This is a genomic window from Streptomonospora sediminis (assembly GCF_054778995.1).
Genome location: NZ_BAAGYZ010000095.1, coordinates 1 through 24,165, shown reverse-complemented (window position 1 = coordinate 24,165; position 24,165 = coordinate 1). Strand labels below are relative to the sequence as shown.

23 protein-coding genes and 1 pseudogene are annotated in these 24,165 nt (G+C 71.4%); 14 read left to right on the top strand and 10 right to left on the bottom strand.

Annotation, left to right across the window (positions count from 1 at the left end; all coding sequences use genetic code 11):
- Window position 1 precedes the first annotated feature (1 nt).
- Window positions 2-2,491 carry a GcvT family protein gene (locus ACYVD5_RS18275; RefSeq protein ID WP_461002282.1) on the bottom strand — a complete coding sequence of 830 codons (2,490 nt, stop codon included), beginning with the start codon at window positions 2,489-2,491 and terminating at the stop codon, window positions 2-4.
- Between the two features lie 424 nt (window positions 2,492-2,915).
- Here ACYVD5_RS18275 and ACYVD5_RS18270 point away from each other — a divergent pair, with 424 nt between their 5' ends.
- On the top strand, window positions 2,916-3,248 hold the full coding sequence (locus ACYVD5_RS18270) for a bifunctional 3-phenylpropionate/cinnamic acid dioxygenase ferredoxin subunit (RefSeq protein WP_461002281.1): 333 nt from the start codon (window positions 2,916-2,918) through the stop codon (window positions 3,246-3,248).
- Window positions 3,245-4,417, top strand: coding sequence for an NAD(P)/FAD-dependent oxidoreductase (locus ACYVD5_RS18265; protein WP_461002280.1), 1,173 nt, complete (start codon window positions 3,245-3,247; stop codon window positions 4,415-4,417). Before ACYVD5_RS18270 ends, ACYVD5_RS18265 begins: the two co-directional genes overlap by 4 nt.
- A 70-nt stretch (window positions 4,418-4,487) precedes the next feature.
- Here the strand turns inward: ACYVD5_RS18265 and xylA are convergent, their stop codons facing one another.
- From xylA to ACYVD5_RS18245, 4 genes are all read right to left on the bottom strand, one after another.
- A complete protein-coding gene (xylA, locus tag ACYVD5_RS18260) occupies window positions 4,488-5,645 on the bottom strand; it encodes a xylose isomerase (protein ID WP_461002279.1) in 1,158 nt (385 codons plus the stop codon).
- A gap of 57 nt (window positions 5,646-5,702) precedes the next feature.
- Complete coding sequence (gene xylB / locus ACYVD5_RS18255) at window positions 5,703-7,094, bottom strand: xylulokinase (protein ID WP_461002278.1); 1,392 nt, start codon at window positions 7,092-7,094, stop codon at window positions 5,703-5,705.
- Window positions 7,095-7,441: 347 nt separating this feature from the next.
- The gene (locus ACYVD5_RS18250) at window positions 7,442-8,350 is read right to left on the bottom strand and encodes a helix-turn-helix domain-containing protein (protein ID WP_461002277.1); all 909 of its coding nucleotides are present in this window, start codon (window positions 8,348-8,350) and stop codon (window positions 7,442-7,444) included.
- Window positions 8,351-8,930: 580 nt separating this feature from the next.
- A complete protein-coding gene (locus ACYVD5_RS18245) occupies window positions 8,931-9,167 on the bottom strand; it encodes a DUF397 domain-containing protein (protein WP_461002276.1) in 237 nt (78 codons plus the stop codon).
- Window positions 9,168-9,655: 488 nt separating this feature from the next.
- On the opposite strand from ACYVD5_RS18245, the gene ACYVD5_RS18240 reads away from it, so the two are divergent.
- The 4 genes from ACYVD5_RS18240 (at window position 9,656) to ACYVD5_RS18225 (ending at window position 13,405) form a co-directional block, all read left to right on the top strand.
- Window positions 9,656-10,216 (top strand): ATP-binding protein, encoded by a 561-nt coding sequence (locus ACYVD5_RS18240; RefSeq protein WP_461002275.1) that lies wholly within the window; start codon window positions 9,656-9,658, stop codon window positions 10,214-10,216.
- Between the two features lie 258 nt (window positions 10,217-10,474).
- Entirely contained in the window at window positions 10,475-11,134 is a 660-nt protein-coding gene (locus ACYVD5_RS18235) for a response regulator transcription factor (RefSeq protein WP_461002274.1), read from the top strand.
- Window positions 11,135-11,411: 277 nt separating this feature from the next.
- On the top strand, window positions 11,412-12,092 hold the full coding sequence (locus ACYVD5_RS18230; RefSeq protein ID WP_461002273.1) for a TetR/AcrR family transcriptional regulator: 681 nt from the start codon (window positions 11,412-11,414) through the stop codon (window positions 12,090-12,092).
- 116 nt (window positions 12,093-12,208) lie between these two features.
- Window positions 12,209-13,405, top strand: coding sequence for an FAD-dependent monooxygenase (locus tag ACYVD5_RS18225; protein WP_461002272.1), 1,197 nt, complete (start codon window positions 12,209-12,211; stop codon window positions 13,403-13,405).
- Window positions 13,406-13,447: 42 nt separating this feature from the next.
- Here ACYVD5_RS18225 and ACYVD5_RS18220 read toward each other — a convergent pair whose 3' ends face one another.
- The gene (locus ACYVD5_RS18220; RefSeq protein WP_461002271.1) at window positions 13,448-14,068 is read right to left on the bottom strand and encodes a TetR/AcrR family transcriptional regulator; all 621 of its coding nucleotides are present in this window, start codon (window positions 14,066-14,068) and stop codon (window positions 13,448-13,450) included.
- Window positions 14,069-14,266: 198 nt separating this feature from the next.
- Window positions 14,267-15,028 (bottom strand): glycerophosphodiester phosphodiesterase, encoded by a 762-nt coding sequence (locus ACYVD5_RS18215; protein ID WP_461002270.1) that lies wholly within the window; start codon window positions 15,026-15,028, stop codon window positions 14,267-14,269.
- 295 nt (window positions 15,029-15,323) lie between these two features.
- On the opposite strand from ACYVD5_RS18215, the gene ACYVD5_RS18210 reads away from it, so the two are divergent.
- On the top strand, window positions 15,324-16,094 hold the full coding sequence (locus ACYVD5_RS18210) for a DeoR/GlpR family DNA-binding transcription regulator (protein WP_461002308.1): 771 nt from the start codon (window positions 15,324-15,326) through the stop codon (window positions 16,092-16,094).
- Window positions 16,095-16,261: 167 nt separating this feature from the next.
- Here the strand turns inward: ACYVD5_RS18210 and ACYVD5_RS18205 are convergent, their stop codons facing one another.
- The gene (locus ACYVD5_RS18205; RefSeq protein WP_461002269.1) at window positions 16,262-16,669 is read right to left on the bottom strand and encodes a VOC family protein; all 408 of its coding nucleotides are present in this window, start codon (window positions 16,667-16,669) and stop codon (window positions 16,262-16,264) included.
- Window positions 16,670-17,108: 439 nt separating this feature from the next.
- Between ACYVD5_RS18205 and ACYVD5_RS18200 the strand changes: the two genes are divergently transcribed.
- Window positions 17,109-17,792 (top strand): PhzF family phenazine biosynthesis protein, encoded by a 684-nt coding sequence (locus ACYVD5_RS18200; protein ID WP_461002268.1) that lies wholly within the window; start codon window positions 17,109-17,111, stop codon window positions 17,790-17,792.
- A gap of 30 nt (window positions 17,793-17,822) precedes the next feature.
- Here ACYVD5_RS18200 and ACYVD5_RS18195 read toward each other — a convergent pair whose 3' ends face one another.
- Entirely contained in the window at window positions 17,823-18,506 is a 684-nt protein-coding gene (locus ACYVD5_RS18195; RefSeq protein WP_461002267.1) for a class F sortase, read from the bottom strand.
- Complete coding sequence (locus tag ACYVD5_RS18190; RefSeq protein ID WP_461002266.1) at window positions 18,496-19,023, bottom strand: hypothetical protein; 528 nt, start codon at window positions 19,021-19,023, stop codon at window positions 18,496-18,498. The genes ACYVD5_RS18195 and ACYVD5_RS18190 overlap by 11 nt, the downstream gene beginning before the upstream one ends.
- A 151-nt stretch (window positions 19,024-19,174) precedes the next feature.
- On the opposite strand from ACYVD5_RS18190, the gene ACYVD5_RS18185 reads away from it, so the two are divergent.
- From ACYVD5_RS18185 to ACYVD5_RS18160, 6 genes and pseudogenes are all read left to right on the top strand, one after another.
- On the top strand, window positions 19,175-19,789 hold the full coding sequence (locus tag ACYVD5_RS18185; RefSeq protein WP_461002265.1) for a PadR family transcriptional regulator: 615 nt from the start codon (window positions 19,175-19,177) through the stop codon (window positions 19,787-19,789).
- A gap of 139 nt (window positions 19,790-19,928) precedes the next feature.
- Window positions 19,929-20,885, top strand: coding sequence for an ATP-binding cassette domain-containing protein (locus ACYVD5_RS18180; protein ID WP_461002264.1), 957 nt, complete (start codon window positions 19,929-19,931; stop codon window positions 20,883-20,885).
- A gap of 53 nt (window positions 20,886-20,938) precedes the next feature.
- Entirely contained in the window at window positions 20,939-21,694 is a 756-nt protein-coding gene (locus ACYVD5_RS18175; protein ID WP_461002263.1) for an ABC transporter permease, read from the top strand.
- A 140-nt stretch (window positions 21,695-21,834) separates the two neighbouring features.
- Complete coding sequence (locus ACYVD5_RS18170) at window positions 21,835-22,416, top strand: TetR family transcriptional regulator (RefSeq protein ID WP_461002262.1); 582 nt, start codon at window positions 21,835-21,837, stop codon at window positions 22,414-22,416.
- Entirely contained in the window at window positions 22,416-23,318 is a 903-nt protein-coding gene (locus ACYVD5_RS18165) for an ABC transporter ATP-binding protein (RefSeq protein WP_461002261.1), read from the top strand. Before ACYVD5_RS18170 ends, ACYVD5_RS18165 begins: the two co-directional genes overlap by 1 nt.
- Window positions 23,315-24,165 (top strand): annotated as a pseudogene (locus ACYVD5_RS18160) (hypothetical protein); the annotation flags it as partial. The gene ACYVD5_RS18165 and the pseudogene ACYVD5_RS18160, both read left to right, overlap by 4 nt.

Sequence of the window (24,165 nt, the reverse complement as noted above, 5' to 3'; positions counted from 1 at the left end):
GTCAGCGGCGGATGCGTGCCATGTCCGGGTCGACCAGGGGTTCTGCGGCGACGGTGGCTCCCAGCGGTTCGCCGAAGTACTCCACCTGCACGGCGGTGCCGGGGGCGGCGGCCTCGGCGGGCAGCCAGGCATAAGCGATGGTGCGGCCGAGAGTGGTGCTGTAGGCGGCGCTGGTGACGTAGCCGGCCGGGTTCCCGCCGACCAGCACGGGTTCGCGGCCCATGACCACGCGTGCCGGGTCGTCCAGGGTCAGGCAGCCCAACCTGCGCCGCGGTTCGCGTTCGGCGGCGGCCGCGGCGGCGTCCCGGCCGACGAAGTCGCCCTTGTCCAGCCGCACTGCGAAGCCCAGCCCGGCCTCGTAAGGGTCGTGCTCGGTGGTCATGTCGGTGCCCGCCAGCCGGTAGCCCTTCTCCAAACGCAGGCTGTTGAAGGCGCTGCGCCCCGCGGCGACGGCCCCCAGGCCGCGGCCGGCCTCCCACAGCGTGTCCCACAGCCGCAGCCCCACATCGGCGCCGGCGTAAAGCTCCCAGCCGAGTTCGCCGACATAGGACACGCGCATCGCGAGCACCGGCACGTGCCCGATGTGGATGTTGCGGGCCTTGAAGAACCCGAAGCCCTTGTGGGAGAGGTCATCGCCGCTGAGCGGCTGCACCAGGTCGCGGGCCAGCGGCCCCCACACCCCGATGCAGCAGGTGCCCGCGGTGATCTCGCGCAGCACCACCGACCCGTCGCCGGGCAGGTTGGTGGTGAGCCAGTCGACGTCGAGGTTGCTGCTGACCCCGACCTGGAAGGAGTCCTCGCCCAACCGGGCCACGGTCAGGTCGCTGCGCACCCCGCCGCCGGGGTCGAGCAGCAGAGTGTAGGCCACCGCGCCGGGTTTGCGGTCGATCTGGTTGGTCGTCATGCGCTGCAGGAACGCCAGCGAACCGGGTCCGCTGACCTCCAGCCGCTTCAGCGGGGTCATGTCGTACAGCGCGACACCCTCGCGGGTGGCGCGGGCCTCGGCATCGGCAATGGGCGACCAGTAGCGGGCCGACCAGGAGTCCCGCTCGGCCGGCCCGCCCGCGGGTTGGGGCAGGTGCGCGTTGGCCTCGTACCAGTGCGGCCGCTCCCAGCCGCCGCCCTCCAGGAAGAACGCGCCCAGCTCGCGCTGGCGCGGGTAAAAGGGGCTGGTGCGCAGCGGCCGCGGGTGCTCCATCGGCTGCAGCGGGTGGACGATGTCGTAGACCTCGACGAAACTCTGCTTGCCGCGGTCGGCGACATAGGCGGGCGCGAGCTGGGCGTCCTCGAACCGGTGCACATCGCACTCGTGCACGTCGGTTTCCGTGCGGCCCTCGGTGATCCATTCGGCGACGGCCTTGGCCGCGCCCGCCGAGTGGGTGACCCATACCGCCTCGGCCAGCCAGAAGCCGCGCAGCCGCCGCGACTCGCCCAGCAGCGGCATGCCGTCGGGGGTGAAGGAGAAGACTCCGTTGAATCCCTCTTCGACCTTGGAGTCGGCCAGCGCCGGCAGCAGCTGCACACTGTCCTGCCAGCTCGCCTCGAAGTCGGCGGCGGTGAACTCCAGCATCGAGGGCATGACCGCGGCCCGGCCCGGTTCGGCGATGTCGTCCAGGCGCACCGGGAGCGGGCGGTGGGCGTAGGAGCCGATGCCGATGCGGTCGCCGTGCTCGCGGAAGTAGAGGTCGCGGTCCTGGTGGCGCAGCAGCGGGCGGGCGGCCTCCAGCTCGGGCGGGTTGTCGACCCCGTCGACGGGCGCGGTGTAGGCGTACTGGTGGGCCATCGGCAGCAGCGGCACCGGCACCCCCGCCATCCGGCCGATCGCCGGACCCCAGAACCCGGCGGCCGATACCGCGATGTCGGCGGGGAAAGTGCCCTGGTCGGTGACGACACCGGTCACCCGGCCGCCGGCGCTTTCGATGCCGACGACCGTGTGGTGCTCCCGGAAGTCCGCACCGCGCGCCATGGCCGCCCGCGCTTGAGCCTCGCCGGCGCGCACGCTCTTGGCCAGGCCGTCGTCGGGGGTGTACAGCCCGCCCAGGACCTGGGCCGGGTCGAGCATGGGCCACATGCGCGCGCACTCGCGGGGCCCGACCAGTTCGGCGCGCAGCCCCCAGGACCGGGCCAGGCCGAGCTTGCGGTGGAGATCGTCCCAGCGCTGCGGGGTAGTGGCGATCTCCAGGCCGCCCACTGGGCGGAAGCACCACTGCCCGTCGAGGCTGAGGCGGGAGAACTTCTCGACGGTGTAGGAGGCGAAGGCGGTCATCGTCTTGGACGCGTTCGTCCGGAACACCAGGCCGGGCGCGTGGGAGCTGGACCCGCCGGTGGCGAAGAGCGGTCCCTGTTCGAGGACGGTGACGTCGCTCCAGCCCCGGCTGGTCAGTTCGTCGGCCAGTGCGCAGCCGACGATCCCGGCGCCGATGACGACGACGCGCGGATGCGGGGTGGGGCGGGTGTGGGGCGGCGGTCCGGCAGCGGCGACGGTACTCATCTGCGGCAATCCCCTTCGCAACGGCAGCTGGCAACCCGAGAGTGGTTGCACATCATGCACAGCACTGCGTGATTATCAACAGATTGAAGTCGCGGCGGGGCTGCGTCAAGCCCCTGACTGTTAACGAATATTTCGTGGAAGTTGCTGAGCAGTAGGGCTTTGCGGGGCTTGACGCGGCCTGGGAGTGCAGCCGAGACTGTTGCGTGATAGGCGTCCAGTTGCGCATTAGGGGACGATGATCTTCCCCGTTCAAACCTCTTCCGTTGTGGCGTTTCCGCCGAGGCTCCTACATCCCGCCCGCTTTCCGGACTCCCTGGTACCGCGCGCGGGCGGTGGGGGCTCGGCAGTGCCCCGTCCCGGGTGGCGGGTGCCCGGGGCGCATCTGAGCACAACCAGCATTTCCGGCGAACCAAGAGGAGATGTAATGATCTACGCCTGCCACCTGGAAGATCTGCCCCAGGGGGAATCGCTGCGGGTGATGGCCCATGTGCCCATCGCAGTGTTCAACGCCGACGGCGAGATCTATGCGGTCGACGACACCTGCACCCACCAGAACGCGTCCCTCTCCGACGGCTACCTGGAGGGCTGCTTCATCGAGTGCCCGCTGCACGAAGCAGCGTTCGACCTGCGGACCGGCGCGCCCACGTGCCTGCCCGCCAAGCGGCCGGTGCGCACCTACCCGGTCAGCGTCGAGGACGGCTGCGTATACGTGCACGCATCGGTGCCGGCCGAGGCCTTCGCAGGGGGCGCCGCATGAGGGCGGTGGCCGTCGTCGGCGCGTCCCTCGCCGGCCTGTCGGCCGCCCGCGCGCTGCGCGAGCAGGGGTTCGACGGCCGGCTGACCGTGATCGGCGAGGAAGCCGCCCCGCCCTACGACCGCCCGCCGTTGTCCAAGGACTTCCTGCTGGGCAAGGTCGAGGCCGACGACATCGCCCTCCTCGACAGCGACGACGAAGCCGACCTGGACATCGACTGGCTCCTGGGAGTGCGCGCCACCGGACTCGACACCGCCCGGCGCGCCATCGCCCTGGACGACGGCACCGAGGTCACCGCCGACGCCGTGGTCGCCGCCACCGGCTCGGTGCCCAACCGGTTGCCCCGAACGGCCGGCCTGGAGGGTGTGCACGTGCTGCGGACCCTCGCCGACGCCACCGCGCTGCGCGGCCGGCTCACCACCGGATCGCCGCGCGTGGCGGTCATCGGCGGTTCGTTCATCGGGGCCGAGATCGCGTCCTCGTGCTCGGCGCTGGGCCTGGACACCACGGTCATCGAGGCCGTGGGTGTTCCGCTGGAGCCGGTGCTGGGCGCCGAGGTGGCGGGCACCTGCGCGGCTCTGCACGCCGACAACGGGGTGCGGCTGCTGTGCGGCACGCCGGTCAGCGGGCTCCGCGGCGAGGGCCGGGTCGACGGGGTCGAACTCGCCGACGGCACGCTGGTGCCCGCCGACGTGGTGGTCATGGGCATCGGCGCCCGGCCCAACACCGGATGGCTGGCTGGATCCGGCCTCGAACTCGACGACGGGATCGTCTGCGGCCCGGGTCTGCTCACCGCGGCCGGGGGCGTGGCCGCGGTCGGCGACGTTGCGCGGCTGCGCGGCCCCGGCGGCGGGGGCACCCGCGCCGAGCACTGGACCGCGGCCACCGACCAGCCCCCGGTGGCGGTCGCCAACCTGCTGGCGGGCGGCACCGTCCAGGAGTACCGCCGCACCCCCTACTTCTGGTCCGACCAGTACGGGGTGCGGCTGCAGTTCGCGGGCCGGACCCGGCCGGGCGACACCGTGCGCATCGTCGAGGGTTCGTTCGGCGAGCGCTCGTTCGCCGCGGTCTACGAGCGCGGCGGCGCGGCGGTCGCGGCCGCGGCCATGAACCGCCCCCGCCCGTTCACCCGCCTGCGCCGCGGTATCGGCCGGTCAGCGGTCCCGGCCTGAAACACAGCGGCGGCGCCGGCCCGGGGGAGCGGTAGCCCCTCCGGCCGGCGCCGCCGGTGAACCGTGCCGGTTAGCGCACGCCCATCAGGTGGTCCAGCGCCAGCTGGTCCAGGTGCTCGAAGGCGTAGCCGCGCTCGCCGGCCGCGGCCAGGTCCAGCTCTTCGGTGAGCAGGTCGGCGACCGACTCGCCCTCGCCGAGGGTGGGCACCGCCAGCTCGGCCACACGCGAGGCCTCCAGCGCCGCGGCCACCTCGGGGTCGGCGCGGAAGGACTTCGCCCGCTCGCGCAGGATCAGGTAGTTGCGCATGCAGCCCGCGGCCGAGGCCCACACACCGTCCATGTCCTCGGTCCGCGGCGGCTTGAAGTCGAAGTGCCGCGGCCCGGTGTAGCCGCCGTTCTCCAGCAGGTCGACCAGGAAGAAGGCCTCCTTCAGGTCGCCGGCGCCGAAGCGCAGGTCCTGGTCGTACTTCACACCGCGCTGGCCGTTGAGGTCGATGTGGTAGAGCTTGTCGTGCCACAGCGCCTGGGCGATGCCGTGCACGAAGTTGAGCCCGGCCATCTGCTCGTGGCCGACCTCGGGGTTGACCCCCACCATCTCCGGGCGGTCCAGCTCGTTGATGAACGCCAGCGCGTGCCCCACGGTGGGCAGCAGCACGTCGCCGCGCGGCTCGTTGGGCTTGGGCTCCAGCGCGAACCGCAGCCCGTAGCCCTGCTCGGACACGTACTCGCAGAGGATGTTGAACGTCTCGCGCAGGCGCTCCAGCGCCGCGCGGTCGTCCTTGCCGGCCTCGGTCTCGGCGCCGTCCTGGCCGCCCCAGCACACATAGGTCTGCGCGCCCATCTCCGCGGCCAGGTCGATGTTGCGGATGACCTTGCGGATGGCGTAGCGCCGCACGTCGCGGCTGTTGGAGGTGAACCCGCCGTCGCGGAAGACCGGGTCGCTGAACAGGTTGGTGGTGAGCGTCGGCACCGCCAGGCCGGTGTCGTCCAGCGCACCGCGGAAGCGCTTGATCACCTGGGCGCGGGTGGCGGCGTCGCTGCCGGGCGGGATGAGGTCGTCGTCGTGGAAGGTGACGCCGTAGGCGCCCAGGTCGGCAAGGCGGCGGACGGCCTCGACGGGGTCCAGCACCGGGCGCACCGGCTCACCGAAGGTGTTGACGCCGCGCCAACCCACCGTCCACAGGCCGAAGGCGAACTTGTCCTCGGGGACGGGCTGGTAATCGTTCATCGTGGGTCCTCGCTCAACTATCGACGGGGGACCGCTCCGGTCCCCGTGGCGGGTTCGTCAGACAAGGGCGCTGCGCGCCTGGGCATAGCGTTCGCGGACCAGGGGAGCGGGGTCGGCTTCGTAGACCTCGGCATCGCCCGGGCCGGCCCACTGCGGCGGTTCGGCGGTGCCGGCCAGCACCCAGGCGGCCTGGCGCGCGGCGCCGTCGGCGACGTACTCGCCGGGTTCGGGCACGACCACCGGCCGGCCCAGCACCTGGGGGGCGACCGCCCGCACCGCCGCCGAGCGCGCGGCGCCGCCGATCAGCAGTACCCGGTGCACCGGTACCCCCTGCGCGGTCAGCGCGTCCACGGCGTCGGCCAGGCCGCAGAGCATGCCCTCGACGAACGCGCGGGCGATGGCCGCGGGGTGCAGGTTGGCGCGGGTCATGCCGTCGAGCCGCCCGGCGGCCTCGGGCAGGTTGGGGGTGCGCTCGCCGTCGAGGTAAGGCAGCAGGGTCAGGCCTTCGGCGCCGGGCTCGGCCGACAGCGCGAGGCGGCCGAACTCCTCCAGGTCCGTGCCGAGCATCCGCGCCCCGGCGTCGAGGACGCGGGCGGCGTTGAGCGTGGCGACCAGCGGCAGGAACCGGCCGGTCGCATCAGCGAATCCGGTGACCAGGCCCGACGCGTCGGAGACCGGGTTCTCGGCCACGGCGAACGCGGTGCCCGAGGTGCCCAGGGACACCACCACGTCGCCCGGCTGGGCCTCCAAGCCCAGGGCGGCGGCCATGTTGTCGCCGGTTCCCGCGGCCACGGCGCCGATCGCCGGCAGGCCGGGTACCTGCACGGCGCCCGCGTTCTCCGCGGGCCGGGCCACCCGCGGCACACCCAGGTCGCGGCCGAAGGCCCTGCGCAGCAGGTCGGGGCGGTAGGTGCCCTCGCCGGTGGCGAAGTAGCCGGTGCCCGAGGCGTCGCCGCGGTCGGTGACGGGGTCGGTGCCGCCGCGCAGCCGCCAGGTGAGCCAGTCGTGGGGGAGCATGACCTGCTCGGCGCGGGCGGCGTTGGCGGGTTCGTGCTCGGCCAGCCACCTCAGCTTGGTGACGGTCAGGCTCGCAACGGGGACGCTGCCCACCGCCTTGGCCCACTCGGCGGGGCCGCCGAGTTCGGCGATGAGGTCCTGGGCGGCGCCGGCCGAGCGGGTGTCGTTCCACAGCAGCGCCGGGCGTACGACCTTGCCGGCGCCGTCGACGGTGACCATGCCGTGCTGCTGGGCGCCGACGCCGATCGCGGCGACATCGTCGAGGAGGCCGCCGCCGCAGGCGTCGAGCAGGGCCTGCCACCAGATCTGCGGGTCGATCTCGGTTCCGTCGGGGTGGGGAGCCTGCGCGCGCCGCACCAGCGCGCCGGTGTCCGCACGGCGTACCACGATCTTGGTGCCCTGGGTGGACGAATCCACACCTGCGACCAGCATCGTCGGACCTCCAAGCGCGTCGAAACTGCGGTGATCGGGGGATCAGAGTACGGGGTCCGCGCCGGGTTCGGACCGGGTGCACCGCTGGACCGCGCTGGGATTAGTTTGGACTCCGGACTAACTGGAAGTCAATCCCGCCGGAGCAGAAAAAGCGCTGGTGACCGGCCGCGGCGCCGCGCCTGGAGCGATGCTCGCCGGAGGCCCAGCGCAGGCGCGGGATGGCGGAGTCGCGGGGCCGGCCTTGGAGCCGCCTACGCGCGCGGGCGCGCGCCCGCGCGCAGACACTGCTGCGGCGGGGCAGGTGACCGGGTCACCCGCCCCGCCGCAGCAGGCGGAACGCAGCCGGCTCAGCCGAGGTCGTCGAGGATGCGCCGGAGGTAGCGAGGGGTTTCCGAGGCCGGTGCGGCCTCAAGGCACAGCCGGTCCATCACGGCCATGTAGTGGTCGGTCTCTTCGGGCTTGTCGAAGTAGACCGAGCTGGTCAGCTGCTCCAGGTAGACCACGTCGGGAAGATCGGCACCGGTGAACCGGAGGATGCTGAAGGGGCCGCCCGCAGCGGCGTGCCCGCCCCGGGAGAACGGCACGATCTGCAGCGTGACGTTGGGCAGCGTGGCCATTTCGATGAGGTGCTCCAACTGGCCCCGCATGGCGTGGGTGCCGCCCAGCGGCCGGCGCAGCGCGGCTTCGTCGACGACGGCCCACAGCCGCGGCGCATTCGGGCCGGTTATGCGTTGCTGCCGGGTGAGCCGCAGGTTCAGCCGGCGGTCGATCTCGTCAACAGGGGCATTGCCGTGGCCGAGCATGATCACCGCCCGCGCGTACTCTTCGGACTGCAGCAGCCCGGGCACGAACTGGAGCTCATAAGTGCGGATGATCGAGGCGGCCTCTTCCAGGCCGATGTAGACCTCGAACCAGTTCGGCAGCACGTCGCTGTACTTGTGCCACCAACCGGGGTTGTTGGCCTGGCGGGCGAGGGAGAGCAGCGTGCCGCGCTCCTCGGTGTCCTCGACACCGTAGAGCGTGAGCAGGTCGGCGACGTCGCGTTCCTTGAAACTGACCTGGCCGAGCTCCAGCCGGCTGATCTTGGCATGCGAGGCGCGGATCTCGTAGCCGGCGTCCTCCCGTGTGATGCCCTTTTCCGTGCGCAGCCGCCGCAGCTGGGTGCCGAGTAGAATGCGCAACACTGTGGGACCGCCCCGTGACTGGGCGAGTACGTTCGCCGGAGGACCGTCCTCTTCCGGCCGCGCTATCTCCATTTTGCCCCTCCAAGAGCTGACCGGGTCAGTGAATCAGAATACCGGCGGTAACGGCAATTGCCGTGGGCGGTGCACAGGACCGGATGTGCGGTCGGCCGACCGGTTGGTATACGCGCTGTGACCAGCTGAGGACGCATGTGGATCATGGTCCGGAATGGCCCCGGTGCAGACCGCGGGGGCGCGGTCGGGTACGCGCATGCGGAGTATGTAGAAGCGGCGATTGAATTTCGTGGGCAATGCCGAACACAACCACGGATTTCCGCCGAGTTTTGCGCGGCGGTCGCTGATCGCGCTGTGAACGTATCGGTGCGGGGCGCATCCTGCGCGCGTGCGCGCGGAAGTCATACAAGAGTGAGCGGAGCCGGTGGAGCCGCCGGTGCCGTGCGGACTCCTGCAGCAGGGGGCTGGGTGCCGTCGCGCACTGCCGCGGTCCACGGGTGTCAGGTCGGCCCGGCCGTCCCCGGAGGGGGAGGGCGGGGGTCAATGTGGGGCGGGGGCGGATCGTGTAGCGCCGGCCATCCCGTTATGGGATGGGTCGCGCTGTAGGCCTCCCGCGCCGGGCCGCCTTGCTCCGGGCGTGTCAGTCGGTCAGGTTGTCGAACTCGCCGCGCTTGGCCCCGTGCACGAAGGCCTTCATCTCGGCCGGGGTGTAGATCAGCGCGGGACCGTGCGGGTGGCGCGAGTTGCGCATTGCGATCGCGCCGTCGGGCAGGCGGGCCACTTCCACGCAGTTGCCACTGGGATTGCTGAGCTCGGACTTGCGCCACACGGCGTCCCTGATGCTGCTGGCAGGGATGCCGTTGTAGGGCTGCTGCATCTGTGCTCTCTCTTTCGGGTCCGGCCGCGGCACCAAGATCATTTACGGCTCGCGGGGAGACTACCTGATGCACGTGCATATGTGCTTGCAGAGGTGCTTGCGTCAGTAAACCATGTTAACTGCGGAGATAACTGACAAAGAGTGCAGAACGTGACAACTTGCGAAGTTTGGTGGGTATTGGGACCTTGGTCCCTGTTTCCGAACGTTGTTCGGTGATGGTTTGCCCCTGCGGGGCGGGTTTTCCTGGACGCTCGGCGTGACCTGGAACGGTGAGCTGCGATGATGTGGTGGGTGCCTTGGGTGGGACGGATGGGTGATCGGCCGGTTCGCTTAAGTTTTCATAACGAACGGCGCTGAGGAGGACACGCGGCGCTCTTCTCACTAGACTGCGTTTTGCACATGCATTCGTGCTTACGTCTGTAAGTGACGAGCGAAAGGGTGCAAGTGAACCCGTACGGTGCGAGTAGCCCGACAGCGCAAGGAGCGCGATGACTGCGCACTCTGCCCACTTCAGAGCCGGTGGCCTGTTCCTGGAGTCCAGCAGCGGCCGAGTCCCCTCGGCGCGTGTGGGCGACGTCCCGGGAGGCTGGCAAGGGCTGTCTCTGGCGCCGCTACCGGTGGGGGAGCACTTCATCCGCCCCTTCACCGCGGTGTGCGGCCTGGGCTTCCACCCCGCCTCGGTCAAACAGGCGCGCGACTTCGCCGGCGGCGTGCTCGACGACTGGAGCCTGACCGACCTCTCCTGCGATCTCCGGCTGGTCGTCTCGGAACTGGTCACCAACGCCTGCCGGCACGCCGCGCCCGTTGCCTCCGGAATGATCTCGGAGTGGTCGATCCAGTTCGGCCTGGTGCGCAGCGACGGCGAACTCACCTGCATGGTCTTCGACCCCAGCCGGGTCTCGCCGCAGATGAACGAGACCGACGGCTTCGGCGAAGGCGGGCGCGGACTGCGCCTCATCGACTCTTACAGCTCCAACTGGGGCTGGAACATCCTCGACGGGCAGGGAAAGGTGGTCTGGGCGGCGTTCTCCATTCCCGACGCGCCCTGAGGGGCACCACCGATACCCTCGCCCTTCCGGATAGGGCGCCGCTGCCGGCAACGGCGGCGGCGCCCTTTTTTCTCCCCCCTGCGGCCCGCCCCGCCGCGCCCCCCGCGTGCCGGGCCACCGGCGCAGATGAACGGATTCTCATCCGGTTTTCATGCCGCGGTTGACCGCATCGGGCACCCTCGGTGCCATGGGACACCGCAGCGCGGCGGCCGTGCGCCGGGCCGGCGCCGCGCGCCGGTGAAGGGAGGGAGAGCGCACGTGAGCCGGATCCTGATCGCCGAAGACGAGGAGCGCATCGCCGCCTTCGTCCGCAAGGGGCTCACCGCCAACGGGTACACCGTCACTGTGGTGGGCACCGGAGCGGAAGCGGCGGGCTATGCCCTCGCGGGTGGTTTCGACCTCATGGTGCTCGACATCGGCCTGCCCGACCTGGACGGGTTCACCGTGCTGCAGCGGGTGCGCGCCGGCGGGTCGCACCTGCCGGTCATCTTCTTGACCGCGCGCGACGGGGTCGACGACACCGTCACCGGGCTGGAGAACGGCGCCGACGACTACATGACCAAGCCGTTCCGCTTCGAGGAGCTGCTCGCGCGGATCCGGCTGCGCATCCGTACCGAGCGCGGCCCCGAATCCACCTCGCTCAGCGCCGGCGGGCTCACCCTGGACCTGCGCACCCGCCGGGCCGCCACCGGCGGCCGGACGGTCGACCTCACCGCCCGCGAGTTCGCCCTGCTGGAGCTGCTGCTGCGCCACCGCGACCAGGTGCTGTCGCGCCAGCAGATCCTCTCGCACGTGTGGGGTTACGACTACGACCCCGGATCCAACGTCGTCGACGTCTATATCCGCGCCCTGCGCAAGAAGGTCGGTGCCGAGCGCATCGAGACCGTCCGCGGGATGGGCTACCGCCTCTCCGCTTGATGGCGTGATGGCCCGTGCCGCCCGGGTTTCCGGCGACGATCATGCAGAAAAACCCACCTCAGCGTTGATATTTGGGCATTTCTGCAGGGCCGGTGCGTCGCCCGCGCCGGCCCGGGGCACACCGCCGCCCTTGCGGGGGACCGGTGTGCGCGCTAAATTGGTCATGCGCCCAATGCGATCGACCAAGTGGTTCGTCCAAGGCGTCCGACCAATAACTGCGCCCGGGGTTCCCCGTATCTCCGGACCCCGCCGCCCCGCCAGAGGAAGGCACCGCACCATGCCCCGACCCACCACAGCCCAGCGCGGCCGCGAGGTACGCCGCAGGCTGCTCGGCGCCGCCTGCGAGCTCATCGCCGAGCACGGCTGGACCGCGGTCAGCACCCGCATGCTGGCCGAACGGGCCGAAGTCGCCCCCGGGCTGGTGCACTACCACTTCTCGTCGCTGCAGGCACTGCTCGTCGAAGCCGCCGCCACCGCCATGCGCGACTACCTCGCCAAGGTGCCCGAACTGCTCGAAGAGGTGGGCGACCCCCAACAGGCGCTGGCGACGATGTTCGGCGAACTGGAGGCCCACACGGGCCTGGACTCGACGTCACTGCTGTTCGTCGAGGCCTACCTCGCCGCCACGCGCGACGACTCGCTGCGCCGCGAGATCTCCGTTGTCCTGGAGGACTTCCGCACGCAGGCGGCCGGATGGCTGCAGCGCCACGGGATGGCCGACCCCGACCGCACCGCGGCGGTGCTGGCCGCCGCCATCGACGGGGTGCTGCTGCACCGGGCACTGAGCCCCGGACTGAGCGGCCCTGAAGTGGCGCCGGTGCTCGGCCGCATTCTCGTGCCGGCCGCTGCCACCGCCGACGGCCGCGACCGCGACGAAGCGCGTACTCCGGACGGCGCAGCAAACGCGGTAGGCGGGAAAAGTCCCGAAAACCCGGACGCCCCCCGTAAGACCGGATAGTCCTGTCAGCCCGGACGGTCCGGACCGCGGAAAAGAAGCTCTTTAACCCCGTAAGCCCGGAAAGTACGGAAATCCGGGAAAACGCGCACAATGTGGAAAGCACAGGTGAGGCAGTGATGAGGATCGCCATCTGCGGCGCCGGAATCGCGGGGCTCGCCCTCGCCCAGCGCCTGGACAGCCTCGGGTTCGAGGTCGTGGTGCTGGAAAAGGCGCCCGGGCCCCGGCCGCAGGGCTACATGATCGACTTTTTCGGGCCGGGCTACGACGCGGCGCAGGCCATGGGCGTGCTGCCGCGGCTGCGCGAGCTGAGCCACCCGGTCGACGAGGCCCGCTACATCGATGCCAAGGGCCGGCGCCGTGCCGGTCTGGACTACGAGCAGTTCGCCCGCTCGGTCGACGGCCGCTTGCTCAGCATCATGCGGCCCGACCTGGAGCAAGGGCTGCGCGAGCACCTTTCCGAGCGCGTTGACCTGCGCTACTCCACCAGCATCAGCGCGATCGACAACCGATCGGACGGGGTCGGGTTGAGCCTGACCGACGGCACCGATCTGGAGGCCGACCTGCTCGTGGGCGCCGATGGCATCCACTCCAGTGTGCGGTCGATGGTCTTCGGCGCTGAGGACCGTTTCATCCACTACCTGGGATTCCACACCGCCGCCTACATCTTCACCGACGCAGGCCTGCACTCCGAGCTCGGCGCCGGTTTCTGCCTGACCGAAAGCATCGGGCGGCTGATGGGCTTCTACGCGCTGAGCGATGACCGGGTGGCCGCCTTCGCCGTGCACCGCACCCCCGACCCCGCCCGCCCCGCCGACGAACGGGCCGCACTGCGCGAGAACTACGGTTCGCTGGGCTGGGTGGTCCCGCGCGCGTTGGACGCCTGCCCGCCCTCGTCCGAGATCTACTACGACCAGGTCGCCCAGATCCGCATGTCCGAGTGGAGCCGCGGCCGTGTCACACTGCTCGGCGACTCCTGCCAGGCGGTCTCGCTGCTGGCGGGGATGGGCGCCTCGCTGTCGGTGGCGGGAGCCCATGTGCTCGCCGAGCACCTGGCCGCCGCCGATTCCGTCGACGCGGCGCTGCGCAGCTACGAGCGCGAATGGCGGCCGGTGGCCACGGAGAAGCAGCGCGTCGGGCGCCGCGGCGCGCGCATCTTCCTGCCCGACACAGCGTGGGTGCTGTGGGCGCGGCGCATCGCGCTGCGCCTGGCGCGGATTCCCGGTGTCGACCGCTATATCGCGGGGTCGCTCACCGGCAAGCCCGTCGTGCTGCCGGTGCCCTCGCGCCCGGCCGCGGGCGGCCGCCGGAGCTGAGGCGGCGGGCCCGCTGCTCGCGCCGGCTGCGGAGGGGCCGGCTCAGTCGCGCGGACTGCCCAACTGGTGATGGACGATCATGTCGGCGTAGACGCCGCCGAGTTCGGCCTCCGAGAGGTCTTCCTCCGGGTCGTACCAGTTCACCACCGCCTCCAGGGTCTCCAGTACCGCTGACGCCGCTGCGGCGGGCCGGGACACCCGGAAACTGCCGTCGGTGCTGCCCTCGGCGATGACCGTGCACAGATGGTCGTGGTAGGTCTGGCGCAGGCCGGCGAGTTCGCGGTGGCGGCCGGGGTGGACCGCGCGCAGGGTGGGCAGCACGGTGCGGCGGAGTTCCTCGGCGGCGCGGTGGTGGCGGCAGTGCCGGATGTGGCGCCGCACGATGCGTTCCATGCGCTGCGGGGGCGTGCCCGGATCGCGGTCGGCGAGCTGCTTGCGTACGAGGGTGCGCGCGCGGTTGAGCGCGACTGCGTAGGCGAGGTCCAACCGGGTGGGAAACGCTCTGCGGAACGCGACAGGGTCGAGGCCCGATCTGGCGGCGACCTCGCGCGCGACTTCGGCCATGTCCAAACCGTGCAGCCCGCGGCGGGCGAACAGGCCCGCGGCGGTGTTCAACGTGCAGTCGAGGGTGTGCGCGTCCTGATGGGAAAGGTCCGCCGTCATGATCATCTCTGCAGGGGGCCGGCCCCGGGGCGGGGCGTAGTCGAGGGGGCGCGTGTCGATGAATTGGCCACCGACCCATTCGAGGATAGCGCCGCCCTCATGCCCTTTCAGGGAAAATTGGGCAGGCCGACCGGCGGATTCGGTGGAAATGGGTTCCGGTTTTCCGAATCCGATAGATGAACTGAATTCATTTCTAAGTCACTGCGCCTCGCCGCCGTTCCCCGGGATGCGGTTCACGGCCGCCTGCGGACCGGATTCGGTGGTGGGATCGCGGCGGCCGGCAACCTTCACCAGTTCCCCGATGTTGGCAGAGATGATCGCATCCACCCCCATTCCCGCAATACGCACCATTTCGGAGAAGTCGTCGACCGTCCACGCGGCGACGCGGTATCCGTGGCGCTGGACCTCCAGCACCAGTTCGCGGGTCAGCCCGCGGTGGTCGGTGCTGTAGACACCGGGCCGCAACGCCTGCCACACATCGGGTGCGGGCAGCGCCGGCCGGTCCCAGGACAGCACGATCGGCACGTTCGGCCGGTGGGTGCGCAGCGCGCGCAGGGTCTCGACCGTCCCGGTGTAGGAGACGTGCTCGCCCATGCCGTTCTCGCCGACCACCGCCTCGGCCGCCAGCGCGGTCTCGACGCTGTCGACCTCGAACATCAGCGCGCGCGGTTCCGGCGCCCTGCCGGCTTCGGCCAGCACCTCCATCAGAGTGGGAACGCGCTGCTCGACGTCGGTGTCCAGCGCGGCGAGCTCGGCCAGGCCGGTGGCCGCCGCGGCGCGTTCCAGCCCCCGGTCGGGCTCCGGACTGCGGTCGCGCACTGCGACGACGTGGCCGTCGGCGGTGGTGCGCAGGTCCACCGCGAGGCCGTCGGCCCCCGCCGCGATGGCGGAGCGGATCGCGGGCAGTGTGTTCTCGCGGAAACGGGAGGTGTCGCCTCTCAGGGCGATCGCCAGCGTCATGGATCAGTCTCCAGGCCCCGTGGATGGCGGCGATCGACAGCCGCCGCGTATGTAGACCACAGTGCCAAACGGGGCGCGCCGCCGGGGGCCGACTCGGCGAATCCACTGCAATCCGCTGCGCCGCCAGTGCGATCGGGGCGCCCGGACCCGGCAGCGTGCCCGCCGCGCCCGGGCGTGCCGCGCGACACTCCGGGGTGGTCGGCGCCACGCCCTGGCGGACTGGGAGACTTCTGTGGTAAGCCCGCGTCAGCCAGAGTGGCCGACGCAGAACCAGCTACGAGTCCGAAGGCGAATGATGATCCCCGACCAGCGCCGCGAGCACATCCTCAAGCTCCTGCAGGAGCGGCACGTGCTGAGCATCAACGAGCTCACCTCGATGCTGTCCGTTTCGCATATGACGGTGCGTCGCGACATCCAGGCGCTGGAGAACGACGGCAAGGTGCTCTCGGTCACCGGCGGCGTGCGGCTGGCCGCCCGGCTCAAGAGCGAGCCGTCCTACCTGGCCAAGGCCCAACTGGAGGTGCCGGCCAAGCGCGCCATCACCCGTGCGGCGGCCCAGTTGGTACGGGAGAACTTCACGATCTTCCTCGACGCCGGCACCACATCGCTGCAGATGGTGCCGATGCTCACCGAGAAGGTGGGCCTGACGGTGGTCACCAACGACTTCAACGTGATCGGCCACCTCATGGAGTACCCCAACATCGAGCTGATCCACACCGGCGGTGTGGTCTCCCACGCCGACCATTCCTCGGTCGGCCAGTTCACGGCGGACTTCCTGAGCAAGGTCAACGTCGACATCGCCTTCATCGCCAGCAGCTCCTGGGACGTCGAGCGGGGATCGACCACGCCCTCGGAGGGAAAAGTGGTGGCCAAGCAGCAGCTGCTGCGCGTGGCGTCCAAGAGCGTGCTCACCGTTGACAGCACCAAATACGGCAAGTTCGGTACGTTCCGGGTGGCGCGCCTGGACGAGTTCGACCTGATCATCACGGACAGCCGGCTGCCCCAGTCGGCGGCCGACGAGATCCGGGCCCAAGAGGTGCGGTTGGAGCTGGTGTCGCCGGAGTGAGCCGGTGCGCCGACAACGGCGGGCGGCTCCGCGGGTCCGTGCGCCGGACGCACCTGCTGCGGGGCCGGCGGTGTACTCGGCCGGGCGCCGGGTCCGCCCGTGCCCGGATCCGGGCACGGGGTTATGCCCGCACCTGAGGCGGGGTCAGGGGATGGCGGCGGTTGTCGTCAGTCGTCGTCGCCCAGTTCGGCCGGGCAGAAGAGCTCAAGCTGGATGCCGTCGGGATCGCTGAACGACAGCATGGAACCGGTGTCGGAGTGCACGACGGGGGAGTGGTCGATGTCGAGGTCGGTGAGCCGGTCCTCCCAGTAGCCGAGTTCGCCGAGGCTGCCGACCTGGAAGGCCACGTGGTCCATACCGGTGTGCCGGTGGTCGAAGGTGGCCTTGAACTGGTCCTTGTGCTGGATGAAGCCCAGCACAACGCCGCACGGATGGCGACACTCCGTGTGCAGCCACTGCTTTCCGTCGCGGGTCTTGAACTCCTTGAACCCGAGGACGGAACGGTAGAACTCGATACTGGCGTCGCGGTCGCGCACCGAAAGGGTGATGTGCGCGACTCCGGTCACTCGAGGCACGGAACCTTCTTTCCGGCGGTCCAGTGGCCGTCTGCGGGGCGGGAACAGCGTTAGCACAATTCTCGAGAATACGCGGGTCAGCGGGGTCCGCAAGGACTTGTTAATAGATGCTTAACGGGACGGATCGGGCACCGGCTGCCGACCGCGCCGGGCGCGGCACACGGAAGGCCGCTGCAGCAGGGATCGCGGACCGGCGACCGGGGCCCGGCGGCCTTCCTGTGAGCGCTCGCACATCAAGACGGCGTCAAGAGCGGATCCTGCCGGGGTCCGGCCGATGACCCCCGGTACCGGAAATCCTACCGTCCGGAGTCTCCGGTATCGCCAGGTCCGCCGGGAGTTGCTCGGCCGGGACCGGGTCGGCGCGGGCGCGGAGCCCAGAGCGCCCGCAGGTGCGAAGCCGCGCTGGTCGACCCATCCGCGCCGTGGCAGAGTGGCTGCCATGAGCGCAAGCACCACACTGCACGTGGCCACCGTGTTCCTCGGTGACGGCGATACCGGCGGCAACGAACTCGGCGTGTTCCTGGGCGCGCCCGGACTGCCCGGCGGCGACAGGCAGCGCATCGCCGCCGACCTCGGGTTCGCCGAGACCGTCTTTGTCGAGGACCCCGCCACCGGGCGCCTGCACATCCACACGCCCGCAGTGGAGCTGCCGCTGGCCGGGCACCCCCTCGTCGGCACGTCGTGGCTGCTGGCGGCCGAGGGCAACGCCCTGGACACCCTCAACCCGCCGGCCGGCCCGATCCCCACGTGGGCGGACGGCGAGCGCGTGTGGATCCGCGCCGATCCCGAGCTCGCGCCGGTCTTCGACACCCGCCACCTGGAGTCACCGGCGGCCGTCGATGCCCTGGAGGGCGGCGAAAAAGGCGTCGACCTGCACGTATGGGCGTGGGAGGACGAAGCGGCCGGCCGGGTGCGCGTCCGAGTGTTCCCGGATGGGATGGGCATCGCCGAGGACGAGGCCACCGGCGCCGCGGCGCTGCGGCTGGGCCAGCTGCTCGGCCGCGAGCTGACCATCCGCCAGGGAACGGGGTCGCGCATCGATGTGCGCCCCGGCCCCGCAGGCACGGTCGAGGTCGGCGGGCGCTGCGCCTTGGTTGACACGCGCGAGTACCGGCTCTCCTGACCGCGCCCGTCCCCGCCGCCCGCCCGGGCCTCAAACGGGAATCTCGCGCCCGTAGACGATCAGGTTCTGCTCGTAGTGGCCGGTGGCGCGGTCGAAACGGCCGGCGCAGGTGATCAGCCGGAGCGCGGCGTGGTCCACCGGGCCGTAGACCCGCGCAGCGGGGAAGCGGTCCTTGTCGACACGCTCGCTGCGGCGGATGCGGAAGAGGGCGGTCGAACCGTCGGCGCGGCCGATGCGCACGGTGTCGCCCTCGGACAGTTCGTGCAGCCGGACGAAGACGGACGGGCCGGTGCGGGAGTCGCGGTGCCCGATGATCACGGCGGGTCCGGTCTCGCCGGGCGCCGCGCCGAGCCGGTACCAGGCGGCCACGCCGGTCTGCTCCAGCGGCGGCTCGTCCAGGGTGCCGTCGTCGTCCAGCCCCATCGGGACCACGGGCGCCGACAGACCGATCGCATCGATTGCGAGGTGCTCGGGGCGCGGTTGCGGCTCCGCCTGCGGTTCCGGCGCTGGAGCCGGTTCCGGTGCCGGTCCCGCCGCAGCGCCGCCGCCGTCCGGCGCCTGCACGTTCAGTGCCCGCTCGGGTACGGCGTTGCGTAACGCCCCGAGCGCGGGTGCGTCCGGTGGCGGGGCCGCGCCGCCGCCCAGCCCCGCTGCCAGCAGTACCGCCGCCGCCAGGGCGGCGGCAGGCCGGCGTGCGGCGGTGTCACCGCGCACGGGCGAGCCGGTGGCGCGCTGCCGCTGCGCCGCCCAGAACCGCCAGGACTCCGGCACCGGCGACGGCGAGCAGCAGCGACGGGCGCAAGCCCGGATCGGCGCCGCCGCCCGCCTGCGGCGCACCCAGCGGTGTTGGGGTGAGCGGGCCGCTGACCACGGTCAGTTCGCCCGCGACCGTCTCGCCGGAGCCGCCGCCGACGCATTCGCCCCTGACCTCGTAGTCGCCCGGGGGAGTCCCCGGCGCCACCACGACCGGAACGCTTCCCGAGGTGTTGGACAGTTCGGCCGACGGAGTGCCGGAGAACGCCTTCGAGGTGAACTCCAGCCGCTCGGCAGGGCCTTCGCAGGATGAACGCAGGGTGATGGAGTCGCCGGGGGCGGCCGTGGCCGGAGCGATCTCGATCGAGGCGGCGGTTGCCGCCGGGGCGCTGGTTATGGCCAGCACGCCCGCCACAAGGCCGACCGTCACCGGATACCGCATGTCGTCTCCCCATTGCCGCAGGTCGGATACCCGCACGATGTCACAGTAGGTGCGCTATCGTCACGCAACGTGGCGGGTGGTCGCGGTTGTTTTTGTGCTTTCGCGGCAAGCGGCCCCGGCCGGTCCCGTGCGGAGGCGAAGGGGCTTACTCTCGGGGATCGAAGGAGCACGTCGGAGGCGGAGGACGATGTCGGCCACGCGGTTGCTGGTGCTGGGCGCGGTGCGCGCCTCCGGGCGGGCACACGGTTACCAGGTGCGGCGCGAACTGCTGATGTGGGGCGCCGAACAATGGGCCAACGTCAAGCCCGGGTCTATCTACCACGCCCTGCGGCAATTGCTGAAGGCCGGGATGCTGCGCAGCGCCGGTGTCGAGGAGAGCGGCGAGGGGCCGGAGCGCACGCTCTTCGAGCTGACCACGGCCGGTGAGGACGAGTTCACCCGGATACTGTCCAAGGCGCTTTCGGACTCCTCGGTCAAGCCCGAGTTCTTCGGTGCCGGGATCACGTTCATGACGGCCCAGCCGCGCGACCGGGTGACCAGCCTGCTGCGGTTCCGGCTGGCGCGGCTCGAAGGCGACCTGCAGAGCCTGCAGACGATGCTCGCCGACGACGGTGCCGCCGCTGACAAGCCACCGCACGTGTGGGAGCTGTTCCGCTCGTGGATCGTGGCCGGTGAGGCGGCGGCCGACTTCACCCGCGAGCTGATCGGGCGGCTGGAGGGCGGTGCCTACACCATGGCCGGCGAGCAGGACCGGGTTTTCGGCGAGCCCGCCGATGTCGCGCCGACCGATCACCGCGGGTAGCGTCGGCCGGGTGTCCGGTTCGCCGGGCGGAGTGTTCGGCCGACCAGCTAATCAATTTTGACTACCGGGCTGCGGTGTTCCATGCTTGTCGAGTGCTCAAACTTGACTACCACTGTTGGACGGACAATCTGGGGGAGCTGTGATCCATACCCGTGAACTGACACGGAGCTTCAAAGCCAAGGGCGGCACCGTTGAGGCTGTGCGCGGCCTGGACCTCGACGTCGAGTCCGGGGAACTGGTCGCGTTCCTGGGCCCCAACGGTGCGGGCAAATCCACCAGCCTGCGCATGCTGACAACCCTGCTGCTGCCCACCTCGGGCAGCGCCACCGTCGCCGGGCGCGACGTGATCGCCGACCCGCACGGCGTGCGCGAACGCATCGGCTACGTCGGCCAAGGCCACGCCTTGGGCGCCGGCCAGTACGTCACCGAGGAACTGGTCGGCCAGGGCCGGCTCTACGGGCTGGGCAAGGCCGAGGCGCGCTCGCGCGCGGCCGAGCTGATGGCCGACCTGGAGCTGGAAGGACTGGACAAGCGCGAGTCCACCCAGCTCTCCGGCGGGCAGCAGCGGCGGCTGGACATCGCCATGGGCCTGATCCACCAGCCATCGCTGCTGTTTCTGGACGAGCCCTCGACCGGGCTCGACCCGCACAGCCGCGCCAACCTCTGGGCGCACATCACCCGGCTGCGCGAAAAGTACGGCACCACCATCCTGCTCACCACCCACTACCTGGACGAGGCCGACAGCGTCGCCGAACGCGTGGTCGTCATCGACCACGGGCTGGTCATCGCCGACGGCACCCCCGATGAGCTCAAGGGCAAGGTTTCCGGCGACCTGGTGAGCCTGGAGACCGGTTCGGAGGAGGACGCCCGCGCCGCGGCGGCCGCCGTCGAGTCGGTGCCATCGGCGCACTCGGTGGACATTGCGGCGAGCACCGTACGGATGCGTGTCGACCGCGGCGACGCCGTGCTGCCCGAGGTACTGCGCGCCGTCGATGCCCGCGGCCTGGAGTTGCTCACCGTGCAGGTGCACCGCCCCTCGCTGGACGACGTCTTCCTCACCCTGACCGGGCGCAGCCTGCGCGAGAGCGCCGAGTGAGCGTCCCCCCGAACCGCTCGAACGGCCTGAAGGCCGGAAAGGAAACGCCGACGATGTCCTTCCTGCGCGACACCTGGCTGATCTGGCTCCGGCAGCTGCGCCCGACCCTGCACAGCCCCATCACGGGGATGGGGTTCAGCATGCTGCAGCCGGTGCTCTACCTCGCGCTGTTCGCTCCGCTGCTGTCGGGGATGCCCGGCGCAATGGGCGAAAACTCCCTGCAGTGGTTCCTCCCCGGCGTGCTGGCGATGCTCGCGTTGTTCGGCACCTTGTTCGCGGGTTTCGGCCTGCTGCCGGAGCTGCGCAGCGGCGCCTATGAACGGCTGCTGGCCGCCCCCGTCAACCGTGTTGCCCTGCTCTTGGGGCGCGTGCTGCGCGACATCACCGTGCTGGGCTGCCAGGCGACCGTGATCCTGCTGATCGTCATCCCGTTCGGCCTGCGGGTATCGCCGCTGGGCGCGGTCGTCGGGCTGCTGCTACTGCTCATCATGGGCATCGGCCTGGGCACGCTGTCGTACATGCTGGCGATGTCGGTGAAGCAGGAGTTCATCTTCCCGGCGATCCTGCAGACGACGACCATGCCGCTGATCCTGCTGTCCGGCATCCTGCTGCCCATGGACCTGGCGCCGACCTGGCTGTACGTCCTCTCGCGCATCAACCCGCTGAGCCACGTCGTCGACGCCGAGCGGGCGCTGTTCGCCGGCGACTTCGGCGACCCCTCGGTCCTGATCGGCGCCGGGGTGGCCGTCGCGGTCGCCGTGATCGCCCTCTTCCTGGGCACCCGCCTGATGCGCCGCCTGGCGTCGTAGCCGCTGCGGTGCCGGGTAGGGGGCCGCCCGCTCGCCCGGCACCGGGAGGCCCGCAGGCCCGCCGTTCCCGCCCCGCCGCCCCTCTGGCGCCGCAATATGTTACTCGCTAACATGTTATCGACTAACATTTTGGAGGCGGCATGCCGGAGGACTGGCGGGAGCGCAAGAAGGCGCGCACTCGCGGCGGTATCCAGGAGGCGGCGCTGCGGCTGTTTTCGGAGCAGGGCTACGACGCCACCACCGTGGCGGAGATCGCCGCGGCGGCGGGGGTCTCGCACACCACGTTCTTCCGCTACTTCCCGACCAAGGAGGACGTTGTGCTCGGCGACGAGTACGACCCCCTGATCGAAGCGGCCGTGCGGCGGCGCCCGCCGGAGGAAGGGCTGGTGGAGCGGGTGCAAAACGCGGTCGCCGAGGGCCTGGCCGCGGTGTACGCCGAAGGCCGCGACGCGCTGCTCGCCCGGGTGCGGCTCATCCTCAGCGCCCCCGCGCTGCGCGCCAGGATGTGGGAGGACATGCAGGACACCCAGGCCCTGCTGGAACGCGCGCTGTCGGCAACCGGCGATCCGGCCGAGGTACCGATGCGGGTCCGCGTCGCAGCGGCGGCGTCGCTGGCGGTGCTGACCACCGCGATCATCACCTGGGCGCGCGATGACGGCCGCGGCGACCTGCCCGCCCTCATCGACGAGGCGTTCACCCACCTGCGGACGGAGCTGGGCTGATGCGCCGCGAGCCGCCGCACGCCGTGCGCGAACCCCCGCCCACCGACCCCCTGATCGACGTGTCCGACCTGCGCGTCCGATACCGCGGCAGCACCGAGGACGCGGTGGCGGGCATGACCTTCGCCGTCGCCCCGGGCGAGGTGTTCGGGTTCCTCGGACCCAGCGGTGCCGGCAAATCCAGCGTGCAGCGCGTCCTCACCCGCCTGCTGCGGCGCTACACCGGCCGCGCCGCGGTCTTCGGCCGCCCGCTGCAGGACTGGGGCGCCGACTACCACGAGCGCATCGGCGTCGGTTTCGAACTGCCGGCCGCCTTCAGCAAACTCACCGCCGCCGAGAACCTCGCCGCCTTCGCCGGCCTCTACCGGCGCCCGGCCCGGCCCGTGGACGAACTGCTGGAGCTGGTCGACCTGGGCCGCGCCGCCGACCAGCGCGTCGACGGGCTCTCCAAAGGCATGCGCATGCGGCTCAACTTCGCCCGCGCCATGCTCAACCGGCCGGACCTGCTGTTTTTGGACGAGCCCACCAGCGGCCAGGACCCCGTGCACGCCGCCGCGCTGCGCGAGCTGATCCGCGACCGGGCGCGCGAAGGCACCGGGGTGTTTTTGACCACGCACGACATGGCAACCGCCGACCAGGTGTGCGACCGGGTCGCGTTCGTCGTCGGCGGGCGCATCGCCGCGATCGACTCGCCGCGCGCGTTCAAGCTGCGCTACGGGCGCCCCGGGGTCCGGGTGGAGTACCGCGCCGGCGGCCGGCTCGCCGCACACGATATCCCGCTCGACGCATTGGCCGCCGACCCGCGGCTGTCCGCCCTGCTGGGCGAAGGCGCCGTCGAGACGGTGCACACCCGCGAAGCGTCGTTGGAGGACGTGTTCGCCGCCGTGACACGGGAGCGGTTGTGAGCGGCCGGGCGGTGGCGGCCCGCTGGAGGGCCGGGCTGGCGTTGGAGTGGCGGGTCGAGCTGCGCCACGGGGTGCCGGCGGCCGCTGCGGTACTGGCGGTGCTGTGGAGCGCGGTGCTGGCCGCGGTCCCCGGCCCGTGGGCGCCGTCGGCGGCCGTGGTGCTGCTGGTCGTCGACACGGCCGGGTTCGGTGTGCTGTTCGCGGCGGTGCTCGTCCTTTACGAGCGCGGCCAGGGCGGCCGGGCGGCCCTCGCAGTCACGCCGCAGCGCCCGCACGAGTACATCGGCGCGCGGGTGGCCGTGCTCACCGCCCTGGCGGCGGCGGTCGCGGCCCCAATGGCGCTCGCGGCCTCCCGGGAGCGGTTGGCCGGCGCCGCTGCTGCGGCAACCGCCCCGGCCGCCGAGCCGGGCGCCGCGGCGGTTGCCGCTCCGGCAGCGGCGCCGGCCCAGGTGCTGGTTCCGGTTCTGCTGGGGGTTGCGCTGCTGTCGGTGCTGCTGGTGGGTCTGGCGCTGGCGGCGAGCGCGGGCGCAGCGGGGCTGGCCGCGCTGTTCGTCCGGGCGCCGCTGGTCGGGCCGCTGGTGCTGGCGCCGGTGGCGCACGTCTCCGGAGCGTTCGACCACTCGCCGCTCGCCCCGGTGCTCTATGCGGTACCGACCACCGGCGGAGCCGACCTGATCCGCGCCGGCCTGGTGCCGCAGGCGGCACCGGGTGCGGCGCCGACCGCCGCCGCGGCGCTGTACCTGCTGGTGTGCGCGGCCGGTGCGGTCGCACTCGCATGCCGGGCCTGCGGCGCCGACGTGGCGGAGGGGCCGCTGCGGCCGTCCCGGCCGCGCCGGGCGCTGCGCGG

Excerpts from the sequence above, each read along its gene's own strand:
- ACYVD5_RS18275 (WP_461002282.1), bottom strand. The coding sequence starts at position 2,491 with ATGAGTACCGTCGCCGCTGCCGGACCGCCGCCCCACACCCGCCCCACC.
- ACYVD5_RS18270 (WP_461002281.1), top strand. The coding sequence starts at position 2,916 with ATGATCTACGCCTGCCACCTGGAAGATCTGCCCCAGGGGGAATCGCTG.
- ACYVD5_RS18265 (WP_461002280.1), top strand. The coding sequence starts at position 3,245 with ATGAGGGCGGTGGCCGTCGTCGGCGCGTCCCTCGCCGGCCTGTCGGCC.
- xylA (WP_461002279.1), bottom strand. The coding sequence starts at position 5,645 with ATGAACGATTACCAGCCCGTCCCCGAGGACAAGTTCGCCTTCGGCCTG.
- xylB (WP_461002278.1), bottom strand. The coding sequence starts at position 7,094 with ATGCTGGTCGCAGGTGTGGATTCGTCCACCCAGGGCACCAAGATCGTG.
- ACYVD5_RS18250 (WP_461002277.1), bottom strand. The coding sequence starts at position 8,350 with ATGGAGATAGCGCGGCCGGAAGAGGACGGTCCTCCGGCGAACGTACTC.
- ACYVD5_RS18245 (WP_461002276.1), bottom strand. The coding sequence starts at position 9,167 with ATGCAGCAGCCCTACAACGGCATCCCTGCCAGCAGCATCAGGGACGCC.
- ACYVD5_RS18240 (WP_461002275.1), top strand. The coding sequence starts at position 9,656 with ATGACTGCGCACTCTGCCCACTTCAGAGCCGGTGGCCTGTTCCTGGAG.
- ACYVD5_RS18230 (WP_461002273.1), top strand. The coding sequence starts at position 11,412 with ATGCCCCGACCCACCACAGCCCAGCGCGGCCGCGAGGTACGCCGCAGG.
- ACYVD5_RS18225 (WP_461002272.1), top strand. The coding sequence starts at position 12,209 with ATGAGGATCGCCATCTGCGGCGCCGGAATCGCGGGGCTCGCCCTCGCC.
- ACYVD5_RS18220 (WP_461002271.1), bottom strand. The coding sequence starts at position 14,068 with ATGACGGCGGACCTTTCCCATCAGGACGCGCACACCCTCGACTGCACG.
- ACYVD5_RS18215 (WP_461002270.1), bottom strand. The coding sequence starts at position 15,028 with ATGACGCTGGCGATCGCCCTGAGAGGCGACACCTCCCGTTTCCGCGAG.
- ACYVD5_RS18210 (WP_461002308.1), top strand. The coding sequence starts at position 15,324 with ATGATCCCCGACCAGCGCCGCGAGCACATCCTCAAGCTCCTGCAGGAG.
- ACYVD5_RS18200 (WP_461002268.1), top strand. The coding sequence starts at position 17,109 with ATGAGCGCAAGCACCACACTGCACGTGGCCACCGTGTTCCTCGGTGAC.
- ACYVD5_RS18185 (WP_461002265.1), top strand. The coding sequence starts at position 19,175 with ATGTCGGCCACGCGGTTGCTGGTGCTGGGCGCGGTGCGCGCCTCCGGG.
- ACYVD5_RS18175 (WP_461002263.1), top strand. The coding sequence starts at position 20,939 with ATGTCCTTCCTGCGCGACACCTGGCTGATCTGGCTCCGGCAGCTGCGC.
- ACYVD5_RS18170 (WP_461002262.1), top strand. The coding sequence starts at position 21,835 with ATGCCGGAGGACTGGCGGGAGCGCAAGAAGGCGCGCACTCGCGGCGGT.
- ACYVD5_RS18165 (WP_461002261.1), top strand. The coding sequence starts at position 22,416 with ATGCGCCGCGAGCCGCCGCACGCCGTGCGCGAACCCCCGCCCACCGAC.